This window comes from Pseudomonas sp. FYR_5, from assembly GCF_043106315.1.
In the GTDB taxonomy this organism is placed as follows: domain Bacteria; phylum Pseudomonadota; class Gammaproteobacteria; order Pseudomonadales; family Pseudomonadaceae; genus Aquipseudomonas; species Aquipseudomonas putida_Y.
The window spans coordinates 93474-120009 of record NZ_JBICMK010000088.1 but is presented as its reverse complement, the minus strand read 5'-3'; the positions used below and the strand labels follow the sequence as shown (position 1 = coordinate 120009).

General features: G+C 60.6%; 23 protein-coding genes and 3 pseudogenes. 15 read left to right on the top strand and 11 right to left on the bottom strand.

Annotated features, from left to right (window positions below; genetic code table 11):
* Positions 1-76: 76 nt before the first annotated feature.
* On the top strand, positions 77-1657 hold the full coding sequence (locus tag ACF8RA_RS16245) for a zinc-dependent metalloprotease family protein (RefSeq protein WP_392519359.1): 1581 nt from the start codon (positions 77-79) through the stop codon (positions 1655-1657).
* Between the two features lie 99 nt (positions 1658-1756).
* Here ACF8RA_RS16245 and ACF8RA_RS16240 read toward each other — a convergent pair whose 3' ends face one another.
* The 4 genes from ACF8RA_RS16240 to choX form a co-directional block, all read right to left on the bottom strand.
* A complete protein-coding gene (locus ACF8RA_RS16240) occupies positions 1757-2227 on the bottom strand; it encodes a thioesterase family protein (protein ID WP_176683575.1) in 471 nt (156 codons plus the stop codon).
* Positions 2228-2237: 10 nt separating this feature from the next.
* The gene (locus tag ACF8RA_RS16235; RefSeq protein ID WP_020193114.1) at positions 2238-3203 is read right to left on the bottom strand and encodes an L-carnitine dehydrogenase; all 966 of its coding nucleotides are present in this window, start codon (positions 3201-3203) and stop codon (positions 2238-2240) included.
* A 162-nt stretch (positions 3204-3365) separates the two neighbouring features.
* Entirely contained in the window at positions 3366-4250 is an 885-nt protein-coding gene (locus ACF8RA_RS16230; protein WP_339444654.1) for a 3-keto-5-aminohexanoate cleavage protein, read from the bottom strand.
* 123 nt (positions 4251-4373) lie between these two features.
* Positions 4374-5318, bottom strand: coding sequence for a choline ABC transporter substrate-binding protein (gene choX / locus ACF8RA_RS16225; RefSeq protein WP_014589378.1), 945 nt, complete (start codon positions 5316-5318; stop codon positions 4374-4376).
* A gap of 145 nt (positions 5319-5463) precedes the next feature.
* On the opposite strand from choX, the gene ACF8RA_RS16220 reads away from it, so the two are divergent.
* Positions 5464-6411, top strand: a complete 948-nt coding sequence (locus ACF8RA_RS16220; protein ID WP_176683573.1) for a GlxA family transcriptional regulator — start codon at positions 5464-5466, stop codon at positions 6409-6411.
* Between the two features lie 3 nt (positions 6412-6414).
* On the opposite strand, the gene ACF8RA_RS16215 is transcribed toward ACF8RA_RS16220, so the two are convergent.
* The 3 genes from ACF8RA_RS16215 to ACF8RA_RS16205 all read right to left on the bottom strand — a co-directional run bounded on the left by ACF8RA_RS16215 (position 6415) and on the right by ACF8RA_RS16205 (position 8353).
* Complete coding sequence (locus ACF8RA_RS16215) at positions 6415-7032, bottom strand: hypothetical protein (RefSeq protein ID WP_176683572.1); 618 nt, start codon at positions 7030-7032, stop codon at positions 6415-6417.
* 73 nt (positions 7033-7105) lie between these two features.
* Positions 7106-7798: a hypothetical protein gene (locus ACF8RA_RS16210; protein WP_020193117.1), complete on the bottom strand. Its 693-nt coding sequence runs from the start codon at positions 7796-7798 to the stop codon at positions 7106-7108.
* 138 nt (positions 7799-7936) lie between these two features.
* A complete protein-coding gene (locus tag ACF8RA_RS16205; RefSeq protein WP_392460600.1) occupies positions 7937-8353 on the bottom strand; it encodes a lysozyme inhibitor LprI family protein in 417 nt (138 codons plus the stop codon).
* Between the two features lie 285 nt (positions 8354-8638).
* On the opposite strand from ACF8RA_RS16205, the gene ACF8RA_RS16200 reads away from it, so the two are divergent.
* The 7 genes from ACF8RA_RS16200 (at position 8639) to ACF8RA_RS16170 (ending at position 17775) form a co-directional block, all read left to right on the top strand.
* Positions 8639-9616, top strand: coding sequence for a dipeptidase (locus ACF8RA_RS16200; RefSeq protein ID WP_003255700.1), 978 nt, complete (start codon positions 8639-8641; stop codon positions 9614-9616).
* 76 nt (positions 9617-9692) lie between these two features.
* Positions 9693-10223 carry a DUF5943 domain-containing protein gene (locus ACF8RA_RS16195; RefSeq protein WP_003255698.1) on the top strand — a complete coding sequence of 177 codons (531 nt, stop codon included), beginning with the start codon at positions 9693-9695 and terminating at the stop codon, positions 10221-10223.
* A gap of 15 nt (positions 10224-10238) precedes the next feature.
* Entirely contained in the window at positions 10239-12299 is a 2061-nt protein-coding gene (dgcA, locus tag ACF8RA_RS16190) for a dimethylglycine demethylation protein DgcA (protein WP_003255697.1), read from the top strand.
* A gap of 178 nt (positions 12300-12477) precedes the next feature.
* Complete coding sequence (gene dgcB / locus ACF8RA_RS16185) at positions 12478-14430, top strand: dimethylglycine demethylation protein DgcB (RefSeq protein WP_021782649.1); 1953 nt, start codon at positions 12478-12480, stop codon at positions 14428-14430.
* Positions 14430-15662 (top strand): electron transfer flavoprotein subunit alpha/FixB family protein, encoded by a 1233-nt coding sequence (locus tag ACF8RA_RS16180; RefSeq protein WP_392513996.1) that lies wholly within the window; start codon positions 14430-14432, stop codon positions 15660-15662. The genes dgcB and ACF8RA_RS16180 overlap by 1 nt, the downstream gene beginning before the upstream one ends.
* Positions 15663-15672: 10 nt before the next feature.
* On the top strand, positions 15673-16443 hold the full coding sequence (locus ACF8RA_RS16175) for an electron transfer flavoprotein subunit beta (protein ID WP_176683569.1): 771 nt from the start codon (positions 15673-15675) through the stop codon (positions 16441-16443).
* A 600-nt stretch (positions 16444-17043) separates the two neighbouring features.
* On the top strand, positions 17044-17775 hold the full coding sequence (locus tag ACF8RA_RS16170; RefSeq protein ID WP_392460599.1) for an RHS repeat-associated core domain-containing protein: 732 nt from the start codon (positions 17044-17046) through the stop codon (positions 17773-17775).
* Positions 17776-17835: 60 nt separating this feature from the next.
* Here ACF8RA_RS16170 and gbcA read toward each other — a convergent pair whose 3' ends face one another.
* Positions 17836-19128, bottom strand: a complete 1293-nt coding sequence (gene gbcA / locus ACF8RA_RS16165) for a glycine-betaine demethylase subunit GbcA (protein ID WP_143494265.1) — start codon at positions 19126-19128, stop codon at positions 17836-17838.
* A 295-nt stretch (positions 19129-19423) separates the two neighbouring features.
* Here gbcA and gbcB point away from each other — a divergent pair, with 295 nt between their 5' ends.
* Positions 19424-20524, top strand: a complete 1101-nt coding sequence (gene gbcB, locus ACF8RA_RS16160; RefSeq protein ID WP_176683566.1) for a glycine-betaine demethylase subunit GbcB — start codon at positions 19424-19426, stop codon at positions 20522-20524.
* 108 nt (positions 20525-20632) lie between these two features.
* On the opposite strand, the gene ACF8RA_RS16155 is transcribed toward gbcB, so the two are convergent.
* Positions 20633-21496, bottom strand: a complete 864-nt coding sequence (locus ACF8RA_RS16155) for a methyl-accepting chemotaxis protein (RefSeq protein WP_370844219.1) — start codon at positions 21494-21496, stop codon at positions 20633-20635.
* Positions 21488-22243, bottom strand: a pseudogene (locus ACF8RA_RS16150) (MCP four helix bundle domain-containing protein); the annotation flags it as partial. The gene ACF8RA_RS16155 and the pseudogene ACF8RA_RS16150, both read right to left, overlap by 9 nt.
* Positions 22244-22524: 281 nt before the next feature.
* Between ACF8RA_RS16150 and ACF8RA_RS16145 the strand changes: the two are divergent.
* The 5 genes and pseudogenes from ACF8RA_RS16145 to ACF8RA_RS16125 all read left to right on the top strand — a co-directional run bounded on the left by ACF8RA_RS16145 (position 22525) and on the right by ACF8RA_RS16125 (position 25343).
* Positions 22525-22755, top strand: coding sequence for a hypothetical protein (locus ACF8RA_RS16145; protein ID WP_003255686.1), 231 nt, complete (start codon positions 22525-22527; stop codon positions 22753-22755).
* Positions 22752-23054 (top strand): cell division protein ZapA, encoded by a 303-nt coding sequence (locus tag ACF8RA_RS16140; RefSeq protein WP_003255684.1) that lies wholly within the window; start codon positions 22752-22754, stop codon positions 23052-23054. The genes ACF8RA_RS16145 and ACF8RA_RS16140 overlap by 4 nt, the downstream gene beginning before the upstream one ends.
* Positions 23055-23144: 90 nt before the next feature.
* Positions 23145-23225 (top strand): annotated as a pseudogene (locus ACF8RA_RS16135) (cell division protein ZapA); the annotation flags it as partial.
* A 180-nt stretch (positions 23226-23405) separates the two neighbouring features.
* Positions 23406-24479, top strand: a pseudogene (gene mcpH / locus ACF8RA_RS16130) (methyl-accepting chemotaxis protein McpH); the annotation flags it as partial.
* A gap of 126 nt (positions 24480-24605) precedes the next feature.
* Entirely contained in the window at positions 24606-25343 is a 738-nt protein-coding gene (locus tag ACF8RA_RS16125; protein WP_370588310.1) for a methyl-accepting chemotaxis protein, read from the top strand.
* 34 nt (positions 25344-25377) lie between these two features.
* Here ACF8RA_RS16125 and ACF8RA_RS16120 read toward each other — a convergent pair whose 3' ends face one another.
* Entirely contained in the window at positions 25378-26418 is a 1041-nt protein-coding gene (locus ACF8RA_RS16120; RefSeq protein WP_392519357.1) for a low specificity L-threonine aldolase, read from the bottom strand.
* Between the last annotated feature and the right edge of the window lie 118 nt (positions 26419-26536).

Here is a 26536-nt window from a genome sequence, read left to right as displayed (position 1 = left end):
TGCAACTGTTATTTATGTCAGTTGTTGGGAATCGATGCCCGTGGTCCAGTAAAGCTCCGATATCTGGAGCATGAACATGAACCGGAAACAATTGAAATTCTGCTTGCTAGGTGCTGTGTTTCTTTTTGGAGGATGCACCGCTTCGGACGCTACAAACTATCTCGACAGTTCGGCGGATACGCTGTTTCAGATCAAGCCAGACCAGAACCTCGCCGCCCTTGAGCGGCAATCGGGTACTGACCAGTATTTGAAGCTTTTGTTGAGTGTGGCAGAAGACGCTGAAGTTAAGGAAGTGCAGGTCAGTCCTGGGCTTGTATCGAAAGATACGGCGATGCTATCAATGCCTCTTACTGACGGCCGAACGGTGAGTTTCAAGTTGTCAAGAAGCGATAGTGTTGCTTCGGGAATGGTAGGGTGGGTTGGCGATTTGCCTTCCAATCGCAGACAACTCTACCCCTCATCTGCGGAAATCGATATGGATCCGCTCAACTGGGTTTCGTTGGTGAGTGACGGCAACCTGGTCGTTGGGGATGTCCGGGTGGATGGGCAGCTCTACCGGTTAACGGCGGTTGGCAAAGGCCAGCAAGTTTTGGTCAAGGTGGATGAATCAAAATTACCACCAGAAGCAGCGCCGATAGCTGTTCCTGTGCAAGCGCAGGCAAAAACCAAGTCACTCAGTACGTCTCAGTCGCCAAAAAGCACTATTAGGGTGCTATTCGTTACAACGCAGCAGTCGAGGGCCACGTTTCCGAATTACAAGCTCGAATTGGCTCAGGCGTTACAGAACGCCAACCAATACTTGATCAATAGTAAAGTCGATGCCGTGTACGAGCTGTCGAATATTTACGACTCTGACTACGATGAAACAGGCAAAGAACCCAGTACTCAGCTTAATGATATGATAGCCGATAGACCATTAGGGGCGAAAATTCATATCGAACGTGAAAAAGTGCGCGCCGATCTGGTATCTATGCTTTCTACGTATAGTATTTACTGCGGTATAGCGAAGATGCCAGCGTACAGGGAGACGGCTTTCTCGTCCATTAGTTGCTTTGGTGCGTTAGGTCACGAGTTAGGGCATAACATGGGGGCTACGCATAGTGACGAGTTTCCCGCTGAGGACATACCCGCTTATGCTTATGGCTACAAGCATACAGCACCAAATTTTCATACGCAGATGCGAACGTCGCATGGCGCCATTCCCTATCATTCAAACCCGCGGTTGCAGTATCAAGGGGTTCCGATGGGTACGGTGGATAAGAATGATGTGGCACGAACTTTCAATGAAAATCGGGACACTGTTGCCAATTTTTATCCGGACCCTGCTCATCGCGTTCGTTTGTGGTTGTACGGGTCGAACCGGGGTTGCTTCATTGATTTGAAGCCGGGTGAACAAGCCTTGCTCTCATGGTATACAGAATGCAAGGATAATGATGTCGACCCCGTACGGGTTGAGGTAAAAGACTTCTACAGTGGTTCGACCCCGAGAAAATTATGCTTCGCCAACATTTTGTACACGGTAAAGAGCTGCTATACGGGAAGTAACTTTTCTGGGGATTTCGTCATCACGAGTGTACATTCTGGCGGTGGTAAACCAGAAGGGTTCACATTTACAAGAAGGCTGATAGGGCCAGTCTATAGAGTTTCATACGAGTGATCGTCATGGTTGTCCGCTTCTGTTCTGTCTGATAGTTGCGAGTGAAGGCGCCAGGGTGCTTCGTATCTATGGAGACCGTGGCGCCGGCTCCCTGATCATTCAAGAAGGAAGTTTTAGGGTGCGCCCGATGTATTGCGGCGCCGGCGCCCCCTCCTGTTGCTCTACCAAGTGGTTCAATTGGCAAACAGTCGTGTGCCCAAAAGGCGCTGACTGCGGCCCCGCCAGGTCCACGTGCAGTAACATCTGCTCGCTTGCCGCCAGCACCTCGTCGAACCCTGCCCGGTGCAGGCTGTGATACACGTGAAGACGCTTGCGATCAAAGCCGATGATCTGCGTCTGCACCCATACCTCGGTACCCAGCTTCACCTCGTGCAAATAATTGATATGCGCCTCCAGCGTGAACAGTGAATTACCGCTTTGCCCGCGGCTGTCGGCGTCCAGGCCAATGCGCTCCATCAGGGCATCGGTCGCGTAGCTGAAGATCAGCAGGTAGAAGGCATCGCGCAGGTGCCCGTTGTAATCGACCCAGTCCTCCTGGACCGTGGTGCGGTAGGTGATCAGAGCGGGCATCGTGGCCTCCTTAATCGCTGAATGACAGGCCGTGGCTGGCCTTGCTGGTTTTCACCGCTTCCAGTACCGCCAGCAGGGTGTCGTCACGGTAGCGCTCCAGTGCAGCGATACTGCGCTCGCCCTGTTGCTCAGAGGTGCCGCTCACCACATCGTCGATCAGCTTGTCGGTCAGTTCCGGTGCTGGCAGGTACGTCCAGGGCAGCTTCAGGGCCGGGCCGAACTGTGACATGAAGTGGCGCATGCCGGCATCGCCACCGGCCAGGGTATAGGTCAGAAACGTGCCCATGAACGACCAGCGCAAGCCTGCGCCGAAGCGAATCGCGTCGTCGATTTCGCCCGTGGTGGCAACGCCGTCGTTGACCAAGTGCAGGGCCTCGCGCCATAGCGCCTCGAGCAGGCGGTCGGCGATGAAACCTGGCACTTCCTTGCGCACATGCAGCGGGCGCATGCCGAGTGCGGTGTAGATGGTTTTGGCAGCTTCAATGGCCTCGGGTGAGGTGCGGCTGCCGCCGACGATCTCGACCAGCGGCAGCAGGTACACCGGGTTGAACGGGTGGCCGACGACGCAGCGTTCAGGGTGAGTCGACGACTCGTAGAACTCGCTGGGCAACAGGCCCGAAGTGCTTGAGCCGATGATTGCATCAGGCTTGGCTGCGGCGCTGATTTTTGCGTGCAGGTCGAGCTTGAGGTCCAGGCGCTCTGGTGCGCTTTCCTGGATGAAATCGGCGTTGCGTACGCATTCCTCGATGGTCGCCACGAACTTCAGGCGGTCTTGCGATGCGCCAGGGGCCAGGCCTTGTTTTTCCAGTGCCGGCCAGGCGTTGGCGACACGTTTGCGCAGTGCCTGCTCGGCGCCGGGCGCCGGGTCCCAGGCCACCACGTCCAGGCCATGGGCAAGGGCTCGGGCAACCCAGCCGCTGCCGATCACGCCGCTACCCAGGGCGGCGAAAGTTTTGATTTCAGTGATAAAGGGCATAGCTAGTCCTCAGGGTAAAACACAGTCATCAGGGCTCATGGCTAACCCTGTGGGAGCGGGCATGCCCGCGAACACCGGCGCGCCCGGTGCCATCCATCGCGTTGCCTGCTTCGCGGGCACGCCCGCTCCCACAGGGTTTTCGGCGCATTTGCGATCGTTGGATCAGCGGCGCTTGAGGTTCATTTTTTCCCGGCCTTCTGCCGGGCTGAGCACGCGGCCACCCATGCGGGTGATGATCTCGCTTGCGCGTTCCACCAGTTGGCCATTGCTGGCCAGCACGCCACGGTCCAGATACAAGTTGTCTTCCAGGCCCACCCGCACATTGCCGCCGAGCAACACGGCCTGCGCGGCCATGGGCATCTGCATGCGGCCGATGCCGAAGCCGGCCCAGGTGACGTTGGCAGGCAGGTTGTCGACCATGGCCTTCATGGTGGTGGTGTCGGCCGGTGCGCCCCACGGGATGCCCAGGCACAGCTGGAACAACGGGTCTTCGAGCAGGCCTTCCTTCATCATTTGCTTGGCGAACCACAGGTGGCCGGTGTCGAAGATTTCCAGCTCGGCCTTCACCCCCAGTTCGGTAATGCGCTTGGCGCCGGCGCGCAGTTGGGCCGGGGTGGACACGTAGATCGAGTTGCCGTCACCGAAATTGAGGGTGCCGCAATCGAGGGTGCAGATTTCCGGCAACAGTGCTTCGACATGGGCCAGGCGCTCCAGCGGGCCGATCAGGTCGGTGCCCGGGCCGAACGCCAGCGGCGTTTCACCCGGGCCGATTTCCAGGTCGCCGCCCATACCGGCGGTGAGGTTGACGATGATGTCCACGTCGGCTTCGCGGATACGCTCCATGACTTCGCGGTACAGCGCCACATCGCGGCTGAAACGGCCGGTCTGCGGGTCGCGGACGTGGCAGTGGACCACGGTGGCACCTGCTTTGGCGGCTTCCACGGCGGCTTCGGCGATCTGCTTGGGGGTAACCGGGACCAGGTGGCTTTTCGAGGCGGTGTCGCCTGCGCCGGTAAGGGCGCAGGTGATGATGACGTCGTGGTTCATGGTGCAGTTCCTTGTGATGTCGGTGTTGGCTTTTTCGCGGGCATGCCCGCTCCCACAGGATCAATGTGATCCCGAGTGTGGCGCTTTACCTGTGGGAGCGGGCTTGCCCGCGAATGGGCACTGTCAGTTGGCGGTAAGCTTGAGGTTGTCCGCAGCCGGCTTGCCATCGAAGGTGGTCACACCCTCAAGCCAGCGGGCCTTGTCCTCTGGGTGGTCCTTGAGCCACTGGCGGGCTGATTCCAGCGCGTCCTTGTGGTCGAGCAGTGGCTGCATCATGCGGCTCTCGTCCTCGGCGCTGAACTTCAGGTTGGCCAGCAGGCGGTGGGCATTGGGGCAGCGTTCGGCGTAGTCCGGCGCCGTCACCGTCCACACCGTCGCACGGCCCTCGTCAGGGCCGAGCGCATCCTGGCTGTCACCCAGGTAGGCCATGTCGATGTTCACGTTCATCGGGTGCGGCGCCCAGCCGAAGAACACCACGGCCTCCTTGCGCCGCACCGCGCGGTCGACGGCGGCGAGCATGCCGGCCTCGCTGGACTCGACCAGCTGGAACTTGCCCAGGTCGAACTGGTTCTTGGTGATCATTGCCTTGATCTGCGTGTTGGCGCCGGAACCCGGTTCGATGCCATAGATCTTGCCGCCCAGCTCTTTCTCGAACTTGTGGATGTCGGCGAAGGTCTTCAAGCCCTTGTCGTAGAGGTATTTCGGCACGGCCAAGGTGGCGCGCGCGTCCTCCAGGCTTGGCTTGTCCAACACTTTGACCTGGTTGGCATCGACGAACGGGGTGATGGTCTGGGTCATGATCGGGTTCCAGTAACCCAGGAACATGTCCAGGCGTTTGTCGCGTATGCCGGCGAAGATGATCTGTTGCGAGGCACTGGTCTGTTTGGTCTGGTACCCCAGGCCGTCGAGCAGTACCTGGGCCATGGCGCTGGTGGCAATGACGTCGGTCCAGTTGACCACGCCAAGGCGCACGTTTTTGCAGGCGGCGGGCTCGGCGGCGAAAAGCGGGGTGGCGACGATGCTGCTCAGGGCAAGGGGCAACAGGCTGCGGCGGATCAAGCTGTGCATGGTGGCTCTCCATCGGCAGTGCATATTGTTATTGAGGGCGGCCTCTGCGGACCGTGTGAATACGCTACGCTGGCGCCACCTTGCCCAAGCGCACGCTAGCGACAGGAATTAGCACCGGGGCGACCAGTTTTCTGTGGAGGAGGGGATGATGGAGACGATAGCCTTTCTGTTGGTGCCCGGCTTTTCCGCCATGGGGTTCATTTCGGCGGTGGAGCCACTGCGGGTTGCCAATCGTTTTGGTGGGCAGTTGTATCGGTGGCAGGTGCTTAGCCTGGACGGTGAGGCGGTGCTGGCGAGCAATGGCATGTCGATCAATGCCGATGCCGCCCTGGGGGAGGGGGAGCCAGCCAACATTCTGCTGGTGGTTGCGGGCTTCGAACCGCTGGCCAATGTCGCACCCAAACTGCTGCATGCGCTGCGCCGGCTCAACCACGAAGCGGTCATGCTCGGTGGCATCGACACGGGCGCGATGGTGCTGGCCGAGGCAGGGCTGCTCGAGGGCTACCGGGCGACACTGCATTGGGAGGCCCTTGAGGCATTCAAGGAGCGCTATCCAGGCCTTCAAGCCACCCAGGAGCTGTTCGAGATCGACCGCAGCCGCATCACCTGTGCCGGCGGAACGGCCTCGATCGATCTGATGCTGTACTTGATTGCCCAGTCCCACGGCAGCGAACTGGCGGTCAAGGTGTCCGAGCAGTTCGTGCTGGGTCGTATCCGTCAGCGCCAGGACCACCAGCGCATGCAGATCGGTGCGCGTTATGGCATCAGCAACAAGAAGCTGATCCATGCCATTGGCGAAATGGAAAAACACATCGAACCACCGCTGAGCACGCTGGATCTGGCTGCCGCGATCAAGGTGACCAGGCGTCAACTGGAGCGTTTGTTTCGCATGCACCTTGATGCAACACCGAGCAGTTTCTATCTCGCGTTACGGCTGGACAAGGCGCGCCAGTTGCTGGCCCAGACCGACATGTCGGTGACTGAGATCAGCCTTGCGTGTGGGTTTGAACTGCCTTCGTATTTCACGCGGCGCTACAAGCTGAGGTTTGGGCGGTGCCCGCGGGAGGAACGTAGGCCTGGCGCTGCAAAGTGAGCTTCAATCCAGCTCGCGCTCGAGAATCGCCCTCAGTTTTTCGCGGTTCCTCGCTTGCAGGTCCTTGCGAAGCGGGGCGAAGCCCGCTGCATTGAAGCGTGCACCCAGATGGTCGAATATCAGGTTCAACTTTCTGGTGGGCTCGATCGGGTCGGTAATGCAGTAGGCATAAAACAGGATTGCAACCGGGACTTGGTCCCCTTCATGGTCCATTTCGATACTGAGATGTGAAGAGGCGTTCATGACGGTGAAGGTACGCGTACCTGCCGACTGCAGAGCGGCTTGAACATTTTCGTCGAGGCTCTTGAACCAAGGCCCTTTCTCGCGGGGCGGGGGTAGATAGCCACTGTAAACATCGCTTAATGCAAGCAAGTGCGGCTCATACACGATGGTTTTATGAGTATGTTCGAACAGGGTGAATTTCAGTGATTGCAAGGTGGCGAGAGCGACAGTGAACCATTGCTGAGGCTGGGTTTCCATCGAGTATTTTTCATTGGCCACTGCTTGTGAATAACGCAGGCATAGCTGCAAATCTTCCCATGTATCGAGTGTCAGCCAGGGCGCAGGCTTGATGCTTAGCCGCTCCTCGAATATTCGGGTGTCCAGGCTCGTATCGTCCATGTGGCATTGCTCCTTGATGGATGCAGATGACCAGAACCGGGTACCAGCGCGCGCGGGTACCCGGCCTCGCTAATCAGATAGCGAGAAACGCGCCGAGGTCGCCTTTGATCTTCTCATTCACAAGGTCACGTGCAGCGTCGAAGTGACGAACGCTGAACGTGCCTTGTTGCGAAGCGCGATAAACGCGGGTAGAGGTTTTGTCGACCTTGCGGGTCAGGGCGCCTTCACGCTCGACTTTCGAGTCGTAGCTGGCCTGGAAGCTGGTCATGTGCATCGCGGGCAGGCCTTGTGGCGTCATTTCGCACTGGGCGACCACGAAGTTGCTCGATTTGCCGGTTTCGCTATGGCTGTGCTTTTCCAGGTGCGCCTTGACTTCCGGTTTCTGCACGACAATTTGCAGAACACGCCGGGCGCAGGCGGCGCGACGAGGGTCCGCGGAGACGCTGATGGTGACGGACTTGGTGATCAGCTCTGCCAGGGTCAGGTTGTCCTCATCAATGGCATCTTCGGCATGTGCAGCACCTGTCATGGTCCAGCCGAACTTGATCAGGCCATCGTTGTAGAAGTTGTACCACTCGCGCTGCTGGGTTTCCTTGTCGAACTTCTTGTTGGCCAGTTCGGTCATCAAGCGCATGCCGGCCAGGATGTCTTCCGCAATGTTGGCAGGCACATTGTCAGCGAAGATGCAGATGGTCTGGCCGGTAGCGGCTACGCGCTCTTGACCCTCTTTGCGGATTTTTTCCATTTCAACTTTGATGTCAGCCACTTTGTAATTCCTTGATAGTTGTGAGTTCCAAGACGCACATGGGGAGCACGTGGTCTGAGGGCACTATCGAGCAATCAAGCAGGGGGCATCAGCGGCATGTTGTTCCTCTGGAGCTGATCCTTCACTCGCGCGAGCTGATCAATCTTCGGGTGCCAGCTCTTCACTGTTTTGCAGGCCCAGGCTGCGCAAGTACTCCGCTCGCTCATCGCTGCGCTGTGCAATGCAGCTGTTCCAGGCGATCTGGTAGGCCTTGCTGCCTGGTTGTTCAGCATGGGTTTCGACCTTGCAGTCTGCATCGCGCAGTTGGCTCCAGACTTGCTCGGCTGCGTCAATTCGCGACATCAGGCCAGCCTCGTCGCCAAACTGATCACGCATGCGCTCGATCAGGTCGTCGTAGGCCGACTGCAGTTCACGCTCGGCGATCTGCTTGTTGAATGCTGCGCAGGCGAAGGTCTGCTGGTCGGTCTCCACATTGTCGCAAGGTGTGCTTTCTTCCTCGCTGGCCTGGGCACCGCTCACGATGGCCAGCAGCACCAGCCATGCCATTGATTTCATCCGTTTTCTCCTCAACAGGCTGTCGAATCGCAGGGATTCTCGCTCAGCCTGAGGTCCGGTGGTAGCTCCCTGGTCAAATGTTCATGTACCGGCCGCAAATGGCGTTATCGAGACTGTCTCTCATCCCCGGAACACGCGCCAGACGCGCTCTTGTCGCGCATTGACGCTTTCGGCAAACCCCCTGTCGTTTTTGCACCGGGGCGCCTCGGGGCACAGGCATATGCTGGCCTCAAAGCGCCGGCAGAAGGTTTGGCGCGACCCAACTCTATAAAAGGGGACAGCCTGATGAGCCCAGCCGAATTACACGCCGACAGCATCGTCATCGATGGCCTGATCATCGCCAAATGGAACCGCGAGCTGTTCGAAGACATGCGCAAAGGCGGCCTCACTGCGGCCAACTGCACGGTGTCGGTCTGGGAAGGGTTCAAGGCTACTGTCGACAACATTGCGTCCAGCCAGAAGCTGATCCGCGACAACAGCGACCTGGTGATGCCGGTGCGCACCACCGCCGACATCCGCAAGGCCAAGGAGCTGGGCAAGACCGGCATCCTCTTCGGCTTCCAGAACGCCCATGCGTTCGAAGACCAGATCGCTTATGTGGACGTGTTCAAGCAGCTGGGCGTGGGCATCGTGCAGATGTGCTACAACACCCAGAACCTGGTTGGCACCGGCTGCTACGAGCGTGACGGCGGGCTGTCCGGCTTCGGTCGCGAGATCGTTGCCGAGATGAACCGTGTCGGCATCATGTGCGACCTGTCCCACGTCGGCTCCAAGACTTCCGAAGAAGTCATCCTCGAATCGAAAAAGCCGGTGTGCTACTCGCACTGCCTGCCCTCGGGCCTGAAAGAGCACCCGCGCAACAAGTCGGACGAAGAGCTGAAGTTCATCGCCGATCACGGCGGTTTCGTCGGCGTCACCATGTTCGCGCCGTTCCTGGCCAAAGGCATTGATTCGACCATCGATGACTACGCCGAAGCCATCGAGTACACCATGAACATCGTCGGTGAAGACGCCATCGGTATCGGTACTGACTTCACCCAGGGTCACGGCCAGGACTTCTTCGAATACCTGACCCATGACAAGGGCTACGCCCGCCGCCTGACCAACTTCGGCAAGATCATCAACCCGCTGGGCATTCGCACCGTCGGCGAATTCCCCAACCTCACCGAGACCTTGCTCAAGCGCGGCCACTCCGAGCGTGTGGTGCGCAAGATCATGGGCGAGAACTGGGTAAACGTCCTCAAGGATGTCTGGGGCGAGTAAGCCGCTCTCCAAGCCTGATAGCCCCTGCCAGCAACGCCGGGGCACCCACAAAAAATTTTTATGGAGTTGAGTTTCCATGGCCAAAATCGCCCCGCAATTGCCAATCGAAGTCGACAGCGAGACCGGTGTCTGGACCAGCGACGCCTTGCCGATGCTGTATGTGCCTCGTCATTTCTTCGTCAATAACCATATGGGCATCGAGGAAGTGCTGGGCGCCGACGCCTATGCCGAAATCCTCTACAAGGCTGGCTACAAGTCCGCCTGGCACTGGTGTGAGAAAGAGGCCGAGTGCCATGGCCTGGAAGGCGTAGCGGTGTTCGAGCACTACATGAAGCGCCTGAGCCAGCGTGGCTGGGGCCTGTTCGAGATCCAGGATATCGACCTGGATAAAGGTACCTGCAGCGTCAAGCTCAAGCACTCTGCGTTCGTGTACGTCTATGGCAAGTGCGGCCGCAAGGTCGACTACATGTTCACCGGCTGGTTCGCCGGCGCGATGGACCAGATTCTCGCTGCCCGCGGCAGCAAGATCCGCACCGTGGCCGAACAGGTCTATGGCGGGTCGGAAGAAGGCCACGAAGATGGCCTGTTCGTTACAAAGCCGTTGTAAGCCGGAGATAGCGTCATGGCATTCGAAGCAATGTTCCAGCCGATTCAGATCGGCAAACTGACCATCCGCAACCGTGTGCTCAGCACCGCGCACGCCGAGGTCTACGCCACTGACGGCGGCATGACGACCGACCGCTATGTGAAGTACTACGAAGAGAAGGCCAAGGGCGGCATCGGCCTGGCCATCTGTGGCGGCTCGTCGGTGGTGGCCATCGACAGCCCGCAGGAATGGTGGGCATCGGTCAACCTGTCGACCGACCGCATCATCCCGCACTTCCAGAACCTTGCCGACGCCATGCACAAGCATGGCGCCAAGATCATGATCCAGATTACCCACATGGGCCGTCGCTCGCGTTGGGACGGCTTCAACTGGCCGACGCTGATGTCGCCATCGGGCATTCGCGAACCTGTGCACCGCGCCACCTGCAAAACCATCGAGGTGGAAGAGATCTGGCGGGTAATCGGCAACTACGCGCAGGCTGCGCGTCGCGCCAAAGAGGGCGGCCTGGACGGCGTGGAATTGTCGGCGGTGCACCAGCACATGATCGACCAGTTCTGGAGCCCACGGGTCAACAAGCGTACCGACGAATGGGGCGGTACCTTTGAAGGCCGCATGAAATTCGGCCTGGAAGTACTGAAAGCCGTGCGCGCCGAAGTGGGTGACGACTTCTGTGTGGGCATGCGTATCTGTGGTGACGAGTTCCACCCCGATGGCCTCAGCCACGAGGACATGAAGCAGATCGCCGCCTACTACGACGCCACCGGCATGCTCGACTTCATCGGTGTGGTCGGCTCGGGTTGCGATACTCACAACACCCTGGCCAACGTCATCCCCAACATGAGCTACCCGCCGGAGCCGTTCCTGCACCTGGCGGCCGGTATCAAGGAAGTGGTCAAGGTCCCGGTGCTGCACGCGCAGAACATCAAAGACCCGAACCAGGCCACGCGCATCCTTGAAGGCGGCTACGTGGACATGGTCGGCATGACCCGTGCGCACATGGCAGACCCGCACCTGATCGCCAAGATCAAGATGGGCCAGATCGACCAGATCAAGCAGTGCGTCGGTGCCAACTACTGCATCGACCGCCAGTACCAGGGCCTCGATGTGCTGTGCATCCAGAACGCCGCGACCTCCCGTGAATACATGGGTGTGCCGCACATCATCGAGAAGACCACCGGCGTCAAGCGCAAGGTGGTGGTGGTTGGCGCAGGCCCTGCGGGCATGGAAGCGGCCCGTGTGGCTGCTGAACGCGGCCACGATGTGACCCTGTTCGAGAAGAGGGACCAGATCGGCGGGCAGATCACCATTGCCGCCAAGGCCCCGCAGCGTGACCAGATTGCCGGTATCACCCGCTGGTACCAGCTTGAGCTGGCTCGCCTGAAAGTCGACTTGCGCCTGGGCACTGCCGCTGATGTGGCCGCCATCCAGGACCTGCGCCCGGACGTCATCGTGCTGGCCGTAGGTGGGCACTCGTTCCTGGAGCAGAACGAGCACTGGGGCGCCGCTGAAGGGCTGGTGGTCAGCAGCTGGGATGTGCTCGATGGCAAGGTAGCGCCGGGCAAGAACGTGCTGGTGTACGACACCATCTGCGAATTCACCGGTATGTCGGTGGCCGACTTCATCGCCGACAAAGGTAGCCAGGTCGAGATCGTCACCGACGACATCAAGCCAGGCGTGGCCATGGGTGGTACCACTTTCCCCACCTACTACCGCAGCATGTACCCCAAAGAAGTGATCATGACCGGCGACATGATGCTGGAAAAGGTCTACCGCGAAGGCGACAAGCTGGTGGCGGTACTGGAGAACGAATACACCGGCGCCAAGGAAGAGCGCGTGGTCGATCAGGTAGTGGTCGAGAACGGCGTGCGCCCTGACGAAGAGCTGTACTACGCGCTCAAGGAAGGTTCGCGCAACAAGGGCCAGATCGACGTGGAGGCGCTGTTCGCCATCAAGCCACAGCCGATCCTGAGCCAGCCGGGCGAAGGCTACCTGTTGTATCGCATCGGCGACTGCGTGGCCCAGCGCAACGTGCATGCGGCGATCTACGACGCCTTGCGCCTCTGCAAGGACTTCTGATCGTTAACAGTCGCCGCCATCGGGCGCGATCCCTGTAGGAGCGGGTTTACCCGCGAATGCGTCAGCACTGACAACACTGTTGCCTGACCGGACGCATTCGCGGGTGAACCCGCTCTTACATGGGGCCAGTCTCGCCCTCTGGTCGGCGCAAGAATCCAGCTGTTTGTGGGAGTCTCCCATGTTGAACACCCTTCTACCCATCCTGCTGTTCGCTGCCCTTGGCCTGGCAGTGCTCGGTGCCTTGCGCCGGGTGCGCATGTGGCGCCGTGGCCGGCCATCCAAGGTCAACCTGATCGGCGGCCTGCTGGCCATGCCGCGCCGCTACCTGGTGGACCTGCACCACGTGGTTGAGCGCGACAAATACATGTCCAAGACCCACGTGGCCACTGCGGGCGGCTTTGTGCTGTCTGCTGCCCTGGCCATTCTGGTGCATGGTTTTGGCCTGCAGAGCAAGATCCTCGGCTACGCACTGCTGGTAGCCACGGTGATCATGTTCACCGGTGCCATCTTTGTCTTCAAACGCCGCCTCAACCCGCCTTCTCGCCTGTCCAAGGGCCCGTGGATGCGCCTGCCGAAGAGTTTGCTGGCGTTCGCCGTGAGCTTCTTCATTGCCACCCTGCCGGTCGCCGGTATCCTGCCGGCCAACACCGGAGGCTGGGTGATGGTCGCCATTCTGGGCCTGGGTGTGCTGTGGGGTGTGTCGGAGCTGTTCTTTGGCATGACCTGGGGCGGCCCGATGAAGCACGCCTTCGCCGGTGCCTTGCACCTGGCCTGGCACCGCCGTGCCGATCGCTTCGGCGGCGGCCGCTCCACCGGCCTAAAGCCGCTGGATCTGGAAGACCCGAACGCCCCTCTGGGTGTGGAAAAACCGGTGGACTTCACCTGGAACCAGCTGCTGGGCTTCGATGCCTGCGTGCAGTGCGGTAAATGTGAAGCCATGTGCCCGGCCTTTGCCGCTGGCCAGCCGCTGAACCCGAAAAAACTCATCCAGGACATGGTCATCGGCCTTGCCGGTGGCACTGACGCGCAATTCGCCGGTAGCCCGTACCCTGGCAAACCGATCGGCGAACACGGCGGCAATCCGCACCAGCCGATCGTCAATGGCCTGGTCGACGCCGAAACACTGTGGTCCTGCACCACCTGCCGTGCCTGCGTCGAAGAGTGCCCGATGATGATCGAGCACGTCGATGCCATCGTCGATATGCGCCGCCACCTCACCCTGGAAAAGGGCGCTACCCCGAACAAGGGCGCCGAGGTGCTGGACAACCTGATCGCCACCGACAACCCCGGCGGCTTCGCCCCCGGCGGGCGGATGAACTGGGCTGCCGACCTTAACCTGCAACTGCTGTCTGAAGTCAAAGCGACCGAAGTGTTGTTCTGGGTTGGCGATGGTGCCTTCGACATGCGTAACCAGCGCACTTTGCGTTCGTTTGTCAAAGTGTTGAAAGCCTCGGGTGTGGATTTTGCCGTACTCGGCCTGGAAGAGCGCGACAGCGGCGACGTGGCGCGTCGCCTGGGCGATGAGGCGACCTTCCAGCAACTGGCCAAGCGCAACATCCAGACCTTGGCGAAATACAAGTTCCAGCGCATCGTTACCTGCGATCCGCACAGCTTCCATGTGCTGAAGAACGAATACGGCGCCTTGGGCGGTGACTACCAGGTGCAGCACCACAGTACCTACATCGCCGAACTGATCGCGGCCAAGAAGCTCAATCTCGGCCAGCACAAGGGCGGCAGCGTCACCTACCATGATCCGTGCTACCTGGGCCGCTACAACGGCGAGTACGAAGCCCCGCGCGAAGTGCTCAAGGCGCTGGGAATCGAGGTGCGCGAGATGCAGCGCTCGGGCTTCCGTTCCCGTTGCTGCGGTGGCGGTGGCGGGGCGCCGATCACTGACATCCCTGGCAAGCAGCGTATTCCCGATATGCGCATGGACGACATCCGTGAGACCGAGGCCGAGCTGGTAGCCGTGGGTTGTCCGCAGTGCACCGCCATGCTTGAAGGCGTGGTCGAACCGCGCCCGCAGATCAAGGATTTGGCTGAACTGGTGGCCGACGTGCTGATCGAGGAGGACGGCTCCACTGTCCCAAAGCCGCAAACGGCTAAACGTGAACCTGCGGAGGTGCACTGATGAGCGACATTATCCGCCGCGACCCACGCGCCGAGTGGATCGCCCGTAACCGTCTGCACCCGCTGCATGCTGCGATGCAGACGCAACAGACCAGCTGGATGGGGCCCAACGGCATCATCCGCAAGAACCCGCATGCGATTGCCGCGGGCTTTGTCGGCCCGGCCGGCATCAAGCGTATCGATCGCAGCGGCGCCCAGCAGGGCACCGGTGCGGGTGGACGGCGCACGGCAGCGGTCGAGGTCAAGTTGCCATTGCACCAGGTGCCGGAGCCGGCGTTCTACATTGCCGTTGTGCCGGACATGGTTGGTGGCCGCCTGAGCAGCCACGACCGCGACCTGCTCGGCCTGGCTCACAGCCTGGCCGGCAGCGACGGGGCAGTGCTGGCCGTGGTGTTCAACGAGCACAAGGAAAGCAACTTTTCCACAGCCGGTGTCGACCGCCTGCTGGTTATCGAAGGCGAGGCCTTTGAAGGTTATGCACCGGAGCAACTGGTGCAAGGCCTGTGGACTGTGGATAACCAGTTCACGCCGCGCCACTGGCTGCTGCCCGACAGCCGCACCGGTGGCGGTGAACTGGGTCGGCGCCTGGGCGCAGCGCTGGGCGAGCGCCCGGCAACGCGGGTATGGCAGGTCAAGGACGGCCAGTGCATCGGCCGCGCCGGTGCCGGCCAGCAAGACCTGCAACGCGCCGTGCCGCGTCTGATCCTGGCGGCGGCCGAGTGCGCCGAACCGGTCAGCGAAACCCGTCACGAAGCCTTGCCGGTAGAGTTGTCCACAGGTGTGGTGCGCAGCCTGCCGCGCATCGAAGACCTTGGTTCGGTGGCCGTCGACCCGGCCACCATTGCCATGGCCGAAGCCGAGTTCATCGTCTCGGGCGGCAACGGTGTCAAGGACTGGGACCTGTACCACAAGGCCACTGCAGCCCTCGGCGCTACCGAAGGTGCCTCGCGGGTGGCAGTGGACGACGGCTTCATGCCGCGTAACCGCCAGGTGGGGGCTACCGGCACCTGGGTTACCGCGCGTGTCTACGTGGCTGTGGGTATCTCGGGCGCGATCCAGCACCTGCAGGGTATCGGTGCCTGCGACAAGGTGGTGGCGATCAACATGGATCCGGGCTGCGACATGATCAAACGGGCTGACCTGTCGGTGATTGGCGACAGCTCGGCGATTCTCAAGGCGCTGATCGAGGCTGTGGACAACTTCCGCAGCGGCGGCCATCGCGACGCGGCATAAGGGCACGAGCATGAGTACGAAAGTGATCAGCCTGGTTTCCATTGGTGCCCACCCCAGCTCTGGCCGCGCCCGCCGCGCCGAGCAGGATGCCCGCGCCGTGGAGCTGGGTTTGCAGCTGGCTGGGGATAACTTGCAGGTGGTGCATGCGGGCGACCCGCGTGAAGAGGCGCTGCGCGCCTACCTGGGCATGGGCCTGGACCACCTCGACGTGCTGGAGCAACCGGCCGGTGCCGATGTGCTGGGCGTGCTGGGCGATTATCTGCGCGACGCCGGGGCCCAGTTGGTGCTGACCGGCAGCCAGGCCGAGACTGGCGAGGGTTCGGGCATGTTGCCGTTCCTGTTGGCCGAAAAGCTTGGCTGGCCACTGATTGTCGGGTTGGCCGAGGTGGAGTCGATCGATAACGGTACCGCCCAGGTGTTGCAGGCTTTGCCACGTGGTCAGCGGCGTCGGCTGAAGGTGCGCCTGCCATTGCTGGCGACTGTGGATAACGCTGCGCCCAAGCCGCGCCAGAGCGCTTTTGGGCCTGCGCGCCGGGGGGTGTTGGCGGCGCGTAATGTGGCCATCGTCGAAGACGAATTGTTGGCCGAAGCCGAGCTGCAACCGGCCCGGCCTCGACCCAAGCGCTTGAAGGTGATCAAGGCCAAGAGCGGCGCCGATCGGATGAAGGCGGCAACCGCCAAGGCCAGTGGCGGTGGTGGCAAGGTGATGAAGGACGTTTCGCCGCAAGAAGGCGCTGAGGCGATCCTCAAGCTGCTGGTGGAAGAGGGTGTCCTGCGCTGAAGCAGCAGGGCTAGAGGTCTCTTTGTGGGAGCGTCCCGGCAAGGCCGCTCCCCTCATTCAATACTCAGCATCGAGCGAGCGCTTTTGCCCACCGAATCTGTTCGCCAAGGTGTGGATAAAGTGTTTGTGCATGTCTACAGGCCTGTTGTGACGGGCTCTCCAAGGTTTTGGTCAAAAAACGATCAGGCACTCTTCCAATCTTCGCATGCGCGTATGTCAGCATTTTTCTGATTTTGCCCACAATCGCTGTTAGCCGGTCTGTGGATAATCTGTTCGGTTACGGCTGCAGGCTGCGTAGTTGAAGGCCTGGAGAGATTTGTTCAAAAAATGATCAATATCAACTTGATCCTACTCAATCCTTGCTAATCATGGCCTTTAGCCGTTTATCCACAACCGATTGCATTAAATTATTGGGTTGCTCACAAAGTCTGTTGGTGTCTCTGTGGACAAGGTGTATGAACTCCGCTGTAGCCCAGTGATAATGCGGGCTAGGCCAATATGATCAAATAATGATCAGTATCGTGCCTGACATTTTTGCCAGTACTCAAGCACACGATCGCTCATTACCCTGTCCACATTATGCAAGTAGTGTGGATAACCATGACGACATGCCTGCTTGACATCGACCAGCAGCAATCGGGATTGGGGGCGGGATATTACGAGCCGCGCGCCTACTCGCCTTACGGTGGCATGAGTGCAGTCTCGGTACGAGGTCTGGCTTTCAGCGGCCAGTACCTGGATCTGGTGACAGGTAGCTATCCATTGGGCAATGGCCATCGCTTCTACCGGCCGAGCCTCAGGCGGTTCATAAGCCCTGACGTGTTAAGCCCGTTCGGAAAGGGCGGGCTCAATGCCTACGCCTACTGCCAAGGTGACCCTGTAAACTTTGCTGACCCTAGTGGCCGTTTCCCCGCCATCATTGCGCCAGTCAGAAACCTCGTCACGGGAGTGATCAACCTAGGCATCAGTGTCGTGAAAATGTACCGAAACTACCGTACAGGGCGAGACTTCGCCCTCAATAGTGGTTACCCGGCGAGCCGCTCAGGGGTTTTCACGTACGGTACGTCGGAGCATGCGGTCGCGCGATGGTCTGTAGCGGATAAGGTGGTGTCGGCCGCGGGAAGCATCAGCGCCTCATTGAGTATTGGTACGGCTACCGCGCGGTTGATTACACCGGGATCCGAGGTGTTGGCGTGGGTTGATTTTGGGGTGGCCTCATTCGCCACAGTTTTGTCAGCTTATGAGCTTTACGGATTGGCAACGTCGTCTGCCGAGCGGCGCTATCCCATACAGCCGGTGGCTTATGAGATGCGTAGGGGAGTGCAGCCTTAAGATGCAGTGGCGTGAAAGCGCCATGCTTCGGTCGCCGAAGCATGGCGGGTGTATCAGTTACTACTGCGCCTGCACTTCTTTCAGGTATGGCGCCGGCTCTGCCCCCAGGTTGTTCAGCACGCGCTGGCTGTACCAGTCAATGAAATTCACCACACCAAACTCGTAAGTCTTCGAGTAAGGGCCAGGCTGGTACGCCGTGGAGTTGATACCGCGCTGGTTCTCTTCGGCCAGACGACGGTCCTGGTCGTTGGTGGCGTCCCACACCTTGCGCATGTTCTCGGGGTTGTAGTCCACACCCTCGACGGCATCCTTGTGCACCAGCCACTTGGTGGTGACCATGGTTTCCTGTGCACTGATCGGCCACACGGTGAACACGATCATGTGGTCGCCCATGCAGTGGTTCCAGGAGTGCGGCAGGTGCAGGATGCGCATCGAGCCAAGGTCCGGGTTCTTGATGCGACCCATCAGCTTCTGGCAGGCCTGCTTGCCGTCCATGGTCATCGACACGGTGCCCTTGAGCAGTGGCATGCGCACGATACGGTTACGCAGGCCGTGGCTCTTGTGCAGATACGGGATCTTCTCGGCTTCCCAGGCAGCGGCGGAGGCGGCCACGTGGTCCTTGAATTCCTGGCTGGCGCGCGGGTCGTTGGTGTCGTCCCACTCCAACAGGGTTTGCAGCAGTTCCGGGTGCGAACCGTTGCAGTGGTAGCACTCGCGGTTGTTTTCCAGCACCAGCTTCCAGTTGGCCTTTTCCATCAAGGTGGTTTGCACCGCCACCTTGGTGTTCTCCATGTCGTACGGTTCCATGTAATGGTCCAGGGTGGCCAGGAACTCGTCGATGGCAGGCGGGTTTTCCGCCAGGCTGATGAAGATGTAGCCGCCGGCAACCTTCACGTTCACGGGCTTGAGGCCATACTGGTTCATATCGAAGTCAGCACCCATCTCGGTGCCGGCGAACAGCAGGCGGCCGTCCAGCTCGTAAGTCCACTGGTGATATGGGCACACCAGTTTGGCCACCTTGCCTTTCTCGCTGACGCACAGGCGCGAACCGCGGTGGCGGCAGACGTTGTGGAACGCATGTACCTTGCCTTCGGCACCGCGCACTACAATGATCGGGTTCTTGCCGATCTGCAGGGTGATGTAGTTGCCCTTGGCCGGGATCTCGCAGGTCATGCCGGCGATCAACCATTCTTTATGGAAGATTTCCTGCATGTCGATCTGGAACAGACGCTCGTCGGTGTAGAAAGGCTGGGGTAGCGAGTAGGTGCGCTCGCGGGTCTGCAACATCTCGGCGGTGGCCTTGCGTGCAGGTTCAAGTGGATCGCCCAGGCTCAGGGTTGCGGTGACGTCCATCGTGTATTCCTCGGGGCCGTATGCGGCCGGCAAAAGGTGGCTAATCGTTGTTGTGGTGCCGCAAGGCTGTTTCAGACAAAACAGCGAGTTCTTTTGCCGTGGAGTGTGCGTCCGAAGACGCCGCGAACCGTATCCACGGGCGACATGGCCGATTTGAATAACGACGCGCCAGCCCTTGTGCCACGGGGCTGGTCGCGATAAGCACGTCGATGTCGCAGGCAGGAATGTACGTCGTCTTCAGCTTGCGCATTATCGCAGCCATGAAAAGGGCCATAGTCGGCCGCTGGAGATGAACATGTCCGATACCTTCCTCAATCCGGTCACTACCCAGACCTGGGCCAACGGCCGCCACATCGTGCGCTGCGTCAAGGTCATCCAGGAGACCTGGGACGTGCGCACCTTCTGCTTCATGGCCGACCAGCCGATCATGTTCTTCTTCAAGCCGGGGCAGTTCGTCACCCTGGAGCTGGAGATCGAAGGCAAGCCCGTGATGCGGTCCTACACCATCTCCAGTTCGCCGTCAGTGCCCTACAGCTTCTCGATCACCGTCAAGCGTGTGCCGGGCGGCCTGGTCTCCAACTTCCTGCACGACACCATGCACGAAGGCCTCGAGCTGCCGGTGCACGGCCCTGTGGGCCTGTTCAACGCCATCGACTTCCCGTCGAGCAAGGTGCTGTACCTGTCGGGCGGTGTGGGTATTACCCCGGTGATGTCGATGGCGCGCTGGTTCTACGACACCAACGCCAATGTCGACATGGTGTTCGTGCACAGCGCCCGTTCGCCGAAGGACATCATCTACCACCGCGAGCTGGAGCAGATGGCTTCGCGCATCCCCAACTTCAGCCTGCACATCATTTGCGAAAAGCATGGCCTGGGCGAGCCGTGGGCGGGGTACCGCGGTTACCTGAACCAGCGGCTGATGGAGCTGATCGCGCCGGACTACATGGAGCGCGTGGTGTTCTGCTGCGGCCCGACGCCGTACATGACAGCGGTCAAGCGCCTGCTCGAAGCGGTCGGCTTCGACATGGCGAATTACCATGAGGAATCGTTCGGCGCGACGCCGGCAGAAGCCAAGGCCGATGCCGTGGAGCACGCCGAGCAGGCGGCCGATGCACCGGAGCTGGACGTGTCCGACCTCAATCTGGTGGAGTTCATCGGCAGCGAGAAGAGCATCCGCATCGCCCCGGGCGAGACCGTGCATGCGGCGGCAGCCAAGGTTGGCCTGATGATCCCGAAAGCCTGCGGCATGGGTATCTGCGGCACCTGCAAGGTGCTCAAGCTGGGCGGCGAGGTGGAGATGGAGCACAACGGCGGCATCACCGAAGAGGATGAAGCCGAGGGTTACATCCTGTCGTGCTGCAGCGTGCCGAAAGGGGATGTGCGGATCGATTACTGATCCAGTGGCCAGTCTGGATTCTTCGCGGGCACGCCCGCTCCCACAGGGTCATCGCTATCTTCAGGACTGCGGTGAACCTTGCGGGAGCGGGCGTGCCCGCGAATGCTTCTAGGTGCGGAACCGGGCTACCAGGCCATTGAGGTCTACCGCCAGGCGCGACAGCTCGGCACTCGCCGCGCTGGTCTGATGCGCCCCGGTAGCGCTCTGCACCGACAGGTCGTTGATGTTCACCAGGTTGCGGTCCACTTCCCGCGCTACCTGGGCCTGCTCTTCCGCCGCACTGGCAATCACCAGGTTGCGCTCGTTGATCTGCGCCACCGCGCCGGCGATGGTGTCCAGTGCCATGCCCGCGCCACGGGCGATGTTCAGTGTCGACTCCGCACGCTCGGTGCTGGTGCGCATCGATTCTACCGCCTCTTCCGTACCGCCCTGGATGCTGCCGATCATGCGCTCGATTTCGCTGGTCGACTGTTGGGTACGGTGAGCCAGTGCCCGCACCTCATCCGCCACCACGGCAAAACCACGGCCCGCTTCACCGGCGCGCGCCGCTTCGATGGCTGCGTTGAGCGCCAGCAGGTTGGTCTGGTCGGCCAGGCCACGGATCACGTCGAGCACCTTGCCAATGTCGCGCGACTGCTCGGCCAGGTGGGTGATCAGCTTGGCGGTAGCTTGCACATCACCGCTCATGCGCTCGATTGCACCCACGGTTTCCATCACCAGGTCACGACCATCACCGGTGGAGCGGCTGGCTTCACTGGACGCTTCTGAGGTGCTCACGGCATTGCGCGCCACTTCTTCCACTGCGCTGGTCATTTCGGTGACTGCAGTGGCGGCCTGTTCAATCTCATTGTTCTGCTGCTGCAGGCCACGGGCACTTTCGTCGGTGACGGAATTCAACTCTTCTGCTGCCGAGGCCAGCTGGGTGGCGGAGCCGGCGATCTGCTGCAAGGTGTCGCGCAGCTTGTCCTGCATGCGCGCCATGGCGCGCAACAACCGGGCGGCTTCGTCGGTGCCCTCTGCGCGGATGACGTGGGTCAGGTCGCCGTCGGCGACTTGTTCGGCGCTTTTGAGCGCTTCTTCGATCGGTTTGACGATGCTGCGGGTCAGCAGGAAGGCGCAGGCGAAGGTCAGTACGGTGGCGGCAACCAGCAGGCCGATCACCAGGGCGAAAGCGCTGGCATACTGGCTGGCGGCTTTCTCGTTGGTGGCGCGAGTCTGATCAGTGTTGATGCGTACCAAGGTGTCCATGACCTTGTTGATCTGCTCGGAGTTGGCCAGCAGGTCGCGGTTGAGCAGGTCCTGCAGTTCATCCAGGCGGTCGGCCTGGCTCAGTGTGCGCATGCGTGATTCCAGTTGGCGGTACTGGTTGAGCAACTGACCGTACTGGTCGAATGCTGCCTGTTCGTCGGCGGCGATGATCATTGGCAGGTAGGCCTGGCGTGCCCGGTCGATCTGGCTGTTGCGCTGGTCAAGAAGATTGAGGGTATCGCGTTGGGTTGCCGGCTCGCGGTTGAGCAGCAGGCGATAGGAAAGCGTGCGCATGCGCAGGTTCAGCGCGGTGAGTTCGTCGAGGATCTTGATGCTGGGCACGCTGACTTGCTCGATGGCAACGCCCGCCTGGCGGATGTTGCCCATCTGCACCAGGGAGAAGATACCAAGGCCGAGCATCAGCAGGCCGATGAGCGCGAAGCCGAGAAGCGCGCGCGGGGCGATATTCATGTTGCGTAGGGACATGGAGAGGAGGATCCAGGCAAGTGGGAAAAGAGCGACAAAACATGACTTGCCGGGCTATCGGTCGTGACTGGCCAGTCTTGAATGCGTTCGGGGAAAATTGTGCAACCGCTGGCCTTTTCCTGACCGGCGGTTGATCCAGGTCGGAACAAGGGGTCGATTACCCTGTCAATCTGCGGGTCAGACACCTTATGAATCCGATATTTAATGGCGATAGGGCGCACTTTTCTTTATCGTGTGTGCCCCTCGCAACAACCTGAGATAGACCCATGCTGGAAGCTTCCCTGAATCAAATCGAGCAACTGGTCAGCGACCTGATGCAGAAAAACGCTCAACTCATCGAGCAGAACACCGCCCTTGGCCAGGAGCTGGCCCAGGCCAAGGAAGAGAACGAAACCCTGCAGCTGTCGCTGATGGAGCAGGAAGAGAAGAACGGCGCTACCGCAGCACGCATCCAGGCCCTGGTCGAGCGCGCCAGCGCGGGCGTTGTTGGCGCATGAGACTGCAGGAGCAGCCGATCAATGTCGTGTCGATTCTCGGCATCGACTATTCGATCAAGGCGCCCGAAGGCCAGGAAGAAACCCTGGCCCAGGCGGTACGGATGCTCAATAAAGCCCTTAACGAGACCAAGCGTCAGTACCCGACCTTGATCGGTGACAAACTGCTGGTGCTGGCTGCCCTTAACCTGTGCTCCAAACAGGTCGAACTGCAGAAAGAGCATCAGCAGACCCTTGCGCGTACTCAAGCGCAGATCGATGCCACGGTGGATGCCATCGTGCGGACCATCGCTGAGCAATAAGGCCGTACACCGTCCCCGTAGGAGCGGGTTCACCCGCGAATGCGTCAGTGGCTTCAACATCGCATTCGCGGGTAAACCCGCTCCTACAGGCATCAGCAGACCCTTGCGCGTACTCAAGCGCAGATCGATGCCACAGTGGATGCCATCGTGCGGACCATTGCTGAGCAATAAGGCCGTACACCGTCCCCCGTAGGAGCGGGTTCACCCGCGAATGCGTCAGTGGCTTCAACGCTGCATTCGCTGCTGAACCCGCTCCTACAGGGTGCATCTGATTGCTTCAGATCACTGGATTAACTGGATACGCAAGTGTATACACTTTCCGCAGAACAATAATGTGCGGGGAGTAGGGGCATGCGTATCTGGCGTAAGAGCATTCAGTGGCAATTGATCACCAGCATGGGCGCTGCCTTGCTGGCGAGCATCTTGGTTGTAGTCATTATCTTCACCGTGGCGCTCAACCGCCTCACCGACCGCTACCTGGTCGACACTGCCCTGCCTGCCAGCATCGAAGCCATCCGCAACGACATCGAGCGCATGCTGGGCCAGCCGCTGGTCGCTGCAGCGGACGTTGCCGGTAACACCCTGCTGCGCGACTGGCTTGCTGCCGGTGAAGATCCCGCGCAGGCACCCCAATTCATCGAATACCTGGCCGCCGCCAAGCAGCGCAATCAGGCCTTCACTGCGCTGTTCGCCTCGACCGAAACCGGCCACTACTACAACGAGAACGGCCTGGACCGTACCCTCAGCCGCAGCAACCCCAAGGACAAGTGGTTTTACGGTTATATCGACAGCGGCGCCGAGCGGTTCATCAACATAGACATCGATGGTGCCACCGGCGAGCTGGCACTGTTCATCGATTATCGTGTGGAAAAGGAAGGCAAGCTGGTGGGTGTGGCCGGCATGGGCCTGCGCATGACCGAGTTATCGAAGCTGATCCACGACTTCAGCTTTGGCGAGCACGGCAAAGTGTTTCTGGTACGCAACGATGGTTTGATCCAGGTGCATCCCGATGCTGCCTTCAGTGGCAAGCGTCAGCTTGCCGAGCAGCTTGGCGCGGACGCAGCCAAAGGCGTCATGACCGGAGGCGGGAGCCTGCGTAGCAGCCGCTTCAGCCGTGACGGTGAGCGCTACCTGGCGCTGGGCCTGCCGCTGCGCGACCTCAACTGGACCCTTGTGGCTGAAGTGCCAGAGTCGGAAATTTACGCGCAAATGCATCAGGCCGTCTGGCTGACCAGCCTGATCGGTGGCGCCGTAGCGTTGGTGTCACTGCTGTTGGTGGTACTGCTGGCGCGAGGCCTGGTGCGGCCGATCCGCCGCGTTACCGCCGCATTGGTTCAGATTGGCGGTGGAGCGGGTGATCTCAGCCACCGCCTGGACGATTCGCGCCAGGATGAACTGGGTGACCTGGCCCGTGGTTTCAACCGCTTCCTGGACAGCCAGCGCAGCCTGATCGGCGAGGTGCTGAGTACCTCCGAGCGGCTGCGGCGGGCCGTGGAGCAGGTAACCCAGGTGGTGGACAACACCGCCGAGCGCTCCGGGCGCCAGCAAGAGATGACCGAAATGGTCGCCACTGCTGTACACGAGATGGGCCTGACCGTGCAGGACATTGCCCGCAATGCCGGCGATGCGGCCCAGGCGTCGCAGTCGGCACGAGACGAGGCGTTGCAGGCCCGCGAGGTGGTGCAACGATCCATTCGTGGCATCGAGGGGATGTCGGGCGACATCGGCAAAGCGGCCGATGCGGTCAGCCAACTGGCCGACGAAGTCGCCTCGGTCGATGAAGTGCTCGCGGTAATCCGCAGCATTTCCGAGCAGACCAACCTGCTCGCGCTGAACGCTGCGATCGAGGCCGCGCGGGCAGGGGAGATGGGGCGCGGGTTCGCTGTGGTGGCCGATGAAGTTCGTACGCTGGCCAGGCGCACACAACTGTCCACCGATGAAGTGCAGCAGATGATCCAGCGGCTGAAGTTGGGTGCAGGTTCGGCGGTGAGTTCAATGCAGGCAGGGCAGCAGGCAACCGGCAGTGGTGTGGAGTCGAGCCAGCGCACCGGGGCATCGCTGAGCGCGATTACCGACCAGGTAGAGCACATCAGTGACATGAACCATCAGGTGGCCACGGCTACCGAGGAGCAGTCGGCGGTGACCGAGGAAATCAACCGGACAGTGCAGGGGATTTCCGATTTGGCGCGTGAGACGGCGGCTGAGGTGCAAGGGTGCCGCGAGGAGTGCCAGGCGTTGCGTGGGTTGGCTGATGACCTGGCGCGGCAGATGGGTGGGTTCAGGCTCTAGATCGCCGGGGCCGCAAGGCGGCCCCGGCACTCGCTCAGCCACCAATGATCGTGCGGATATCCGCGGCCAGCTCACGCACCCGCGCATCTTCGGTATCCCACGAGCACATGAAGCGCGCGCCACCGTTGCCGATAAAGGTATAGAAGCGCCAGCCCTTGCCCCGCAGCGCCTCGATGGCGTGCTCCGGCATCTGCAGGAACACCCCGTTGGCCTCAACCGGGAACATCAGCTCTACTCCCGGCAGGTCACTGACCAACGATGCCAGCAGCTGCGCGCAATGATTGGCGTGGTTGCCATGGCGTAACCAGGCGCCATCTTCCAGCAGCCCGACCCAGGGCGCCGACAAGAAGCGCATTTTCGACGCCAGTTGCCCTGCCTGCTTGCAGCGATAATCGAAGTCTTCGGCCAGTTGGCGGTTGAAGAACAGAATTGCCTCGCCTACCGCCATGCCGTTCTTGGTGCCGCCAAAGCACAGCACATCCACGCCGGCCTTCCAGGTCAGTTCGGCCGGGCTGCAGCCCAGGAATGCGCAGGCATTGGTAAAGCGTGCGCCGTCCATGTGCAGGTTCAGGCCCAGCTCCTTGCAGGTGGCGCTGATCGCCTTCAGCTCGTCGGGGCGGTACACCGTGCCTACTTCGGTAGCCTGGGTAATGGTCACCACGCGCGGCTTGGGGTAGTGGATATCCTGGCGTTTGAGCGCCACTTCGCGGATCGACTGTGGCGTCAGCTTGCCGTTGACGCTGGCCGCCGTCAGCAGCTTGGAGCCGTTGGAGAAAAACTCCGGTGCACCGCATTCGTCGGTTTCGACGTGGGCGGTCTCGGAGCAGATCACGCTGTGGTAGCTCTGGCACAGAGACGCCAGGGCCAGGGAGTTGGCCGCGGTGCCGTTGAAGGCGAAGAACACTTCGCAGTCGGTTTCGAACAGATTGCGGAAGTACTCCGATGCACGCTCGGTCCACTGGTCGTCGCCGTAGGCGCGGTCGTGGCCGCGGTTGGCTTTTTCCATCGCCGCCCAGGCTTCGGGGCAGATACCGGAATAGTTGTCGCTGGCGAATTGTTGGCTCTTGTCTGTCATGGCACGGTCCTGTGAACGACGCAGAACAGCACTCTAAACCATCGATTCAGCACTTGCCTATACAACCCGTACAGCGATTTCTGTTCATTACTGTGCCGGCCTCTTCGCGGGCGCGCCC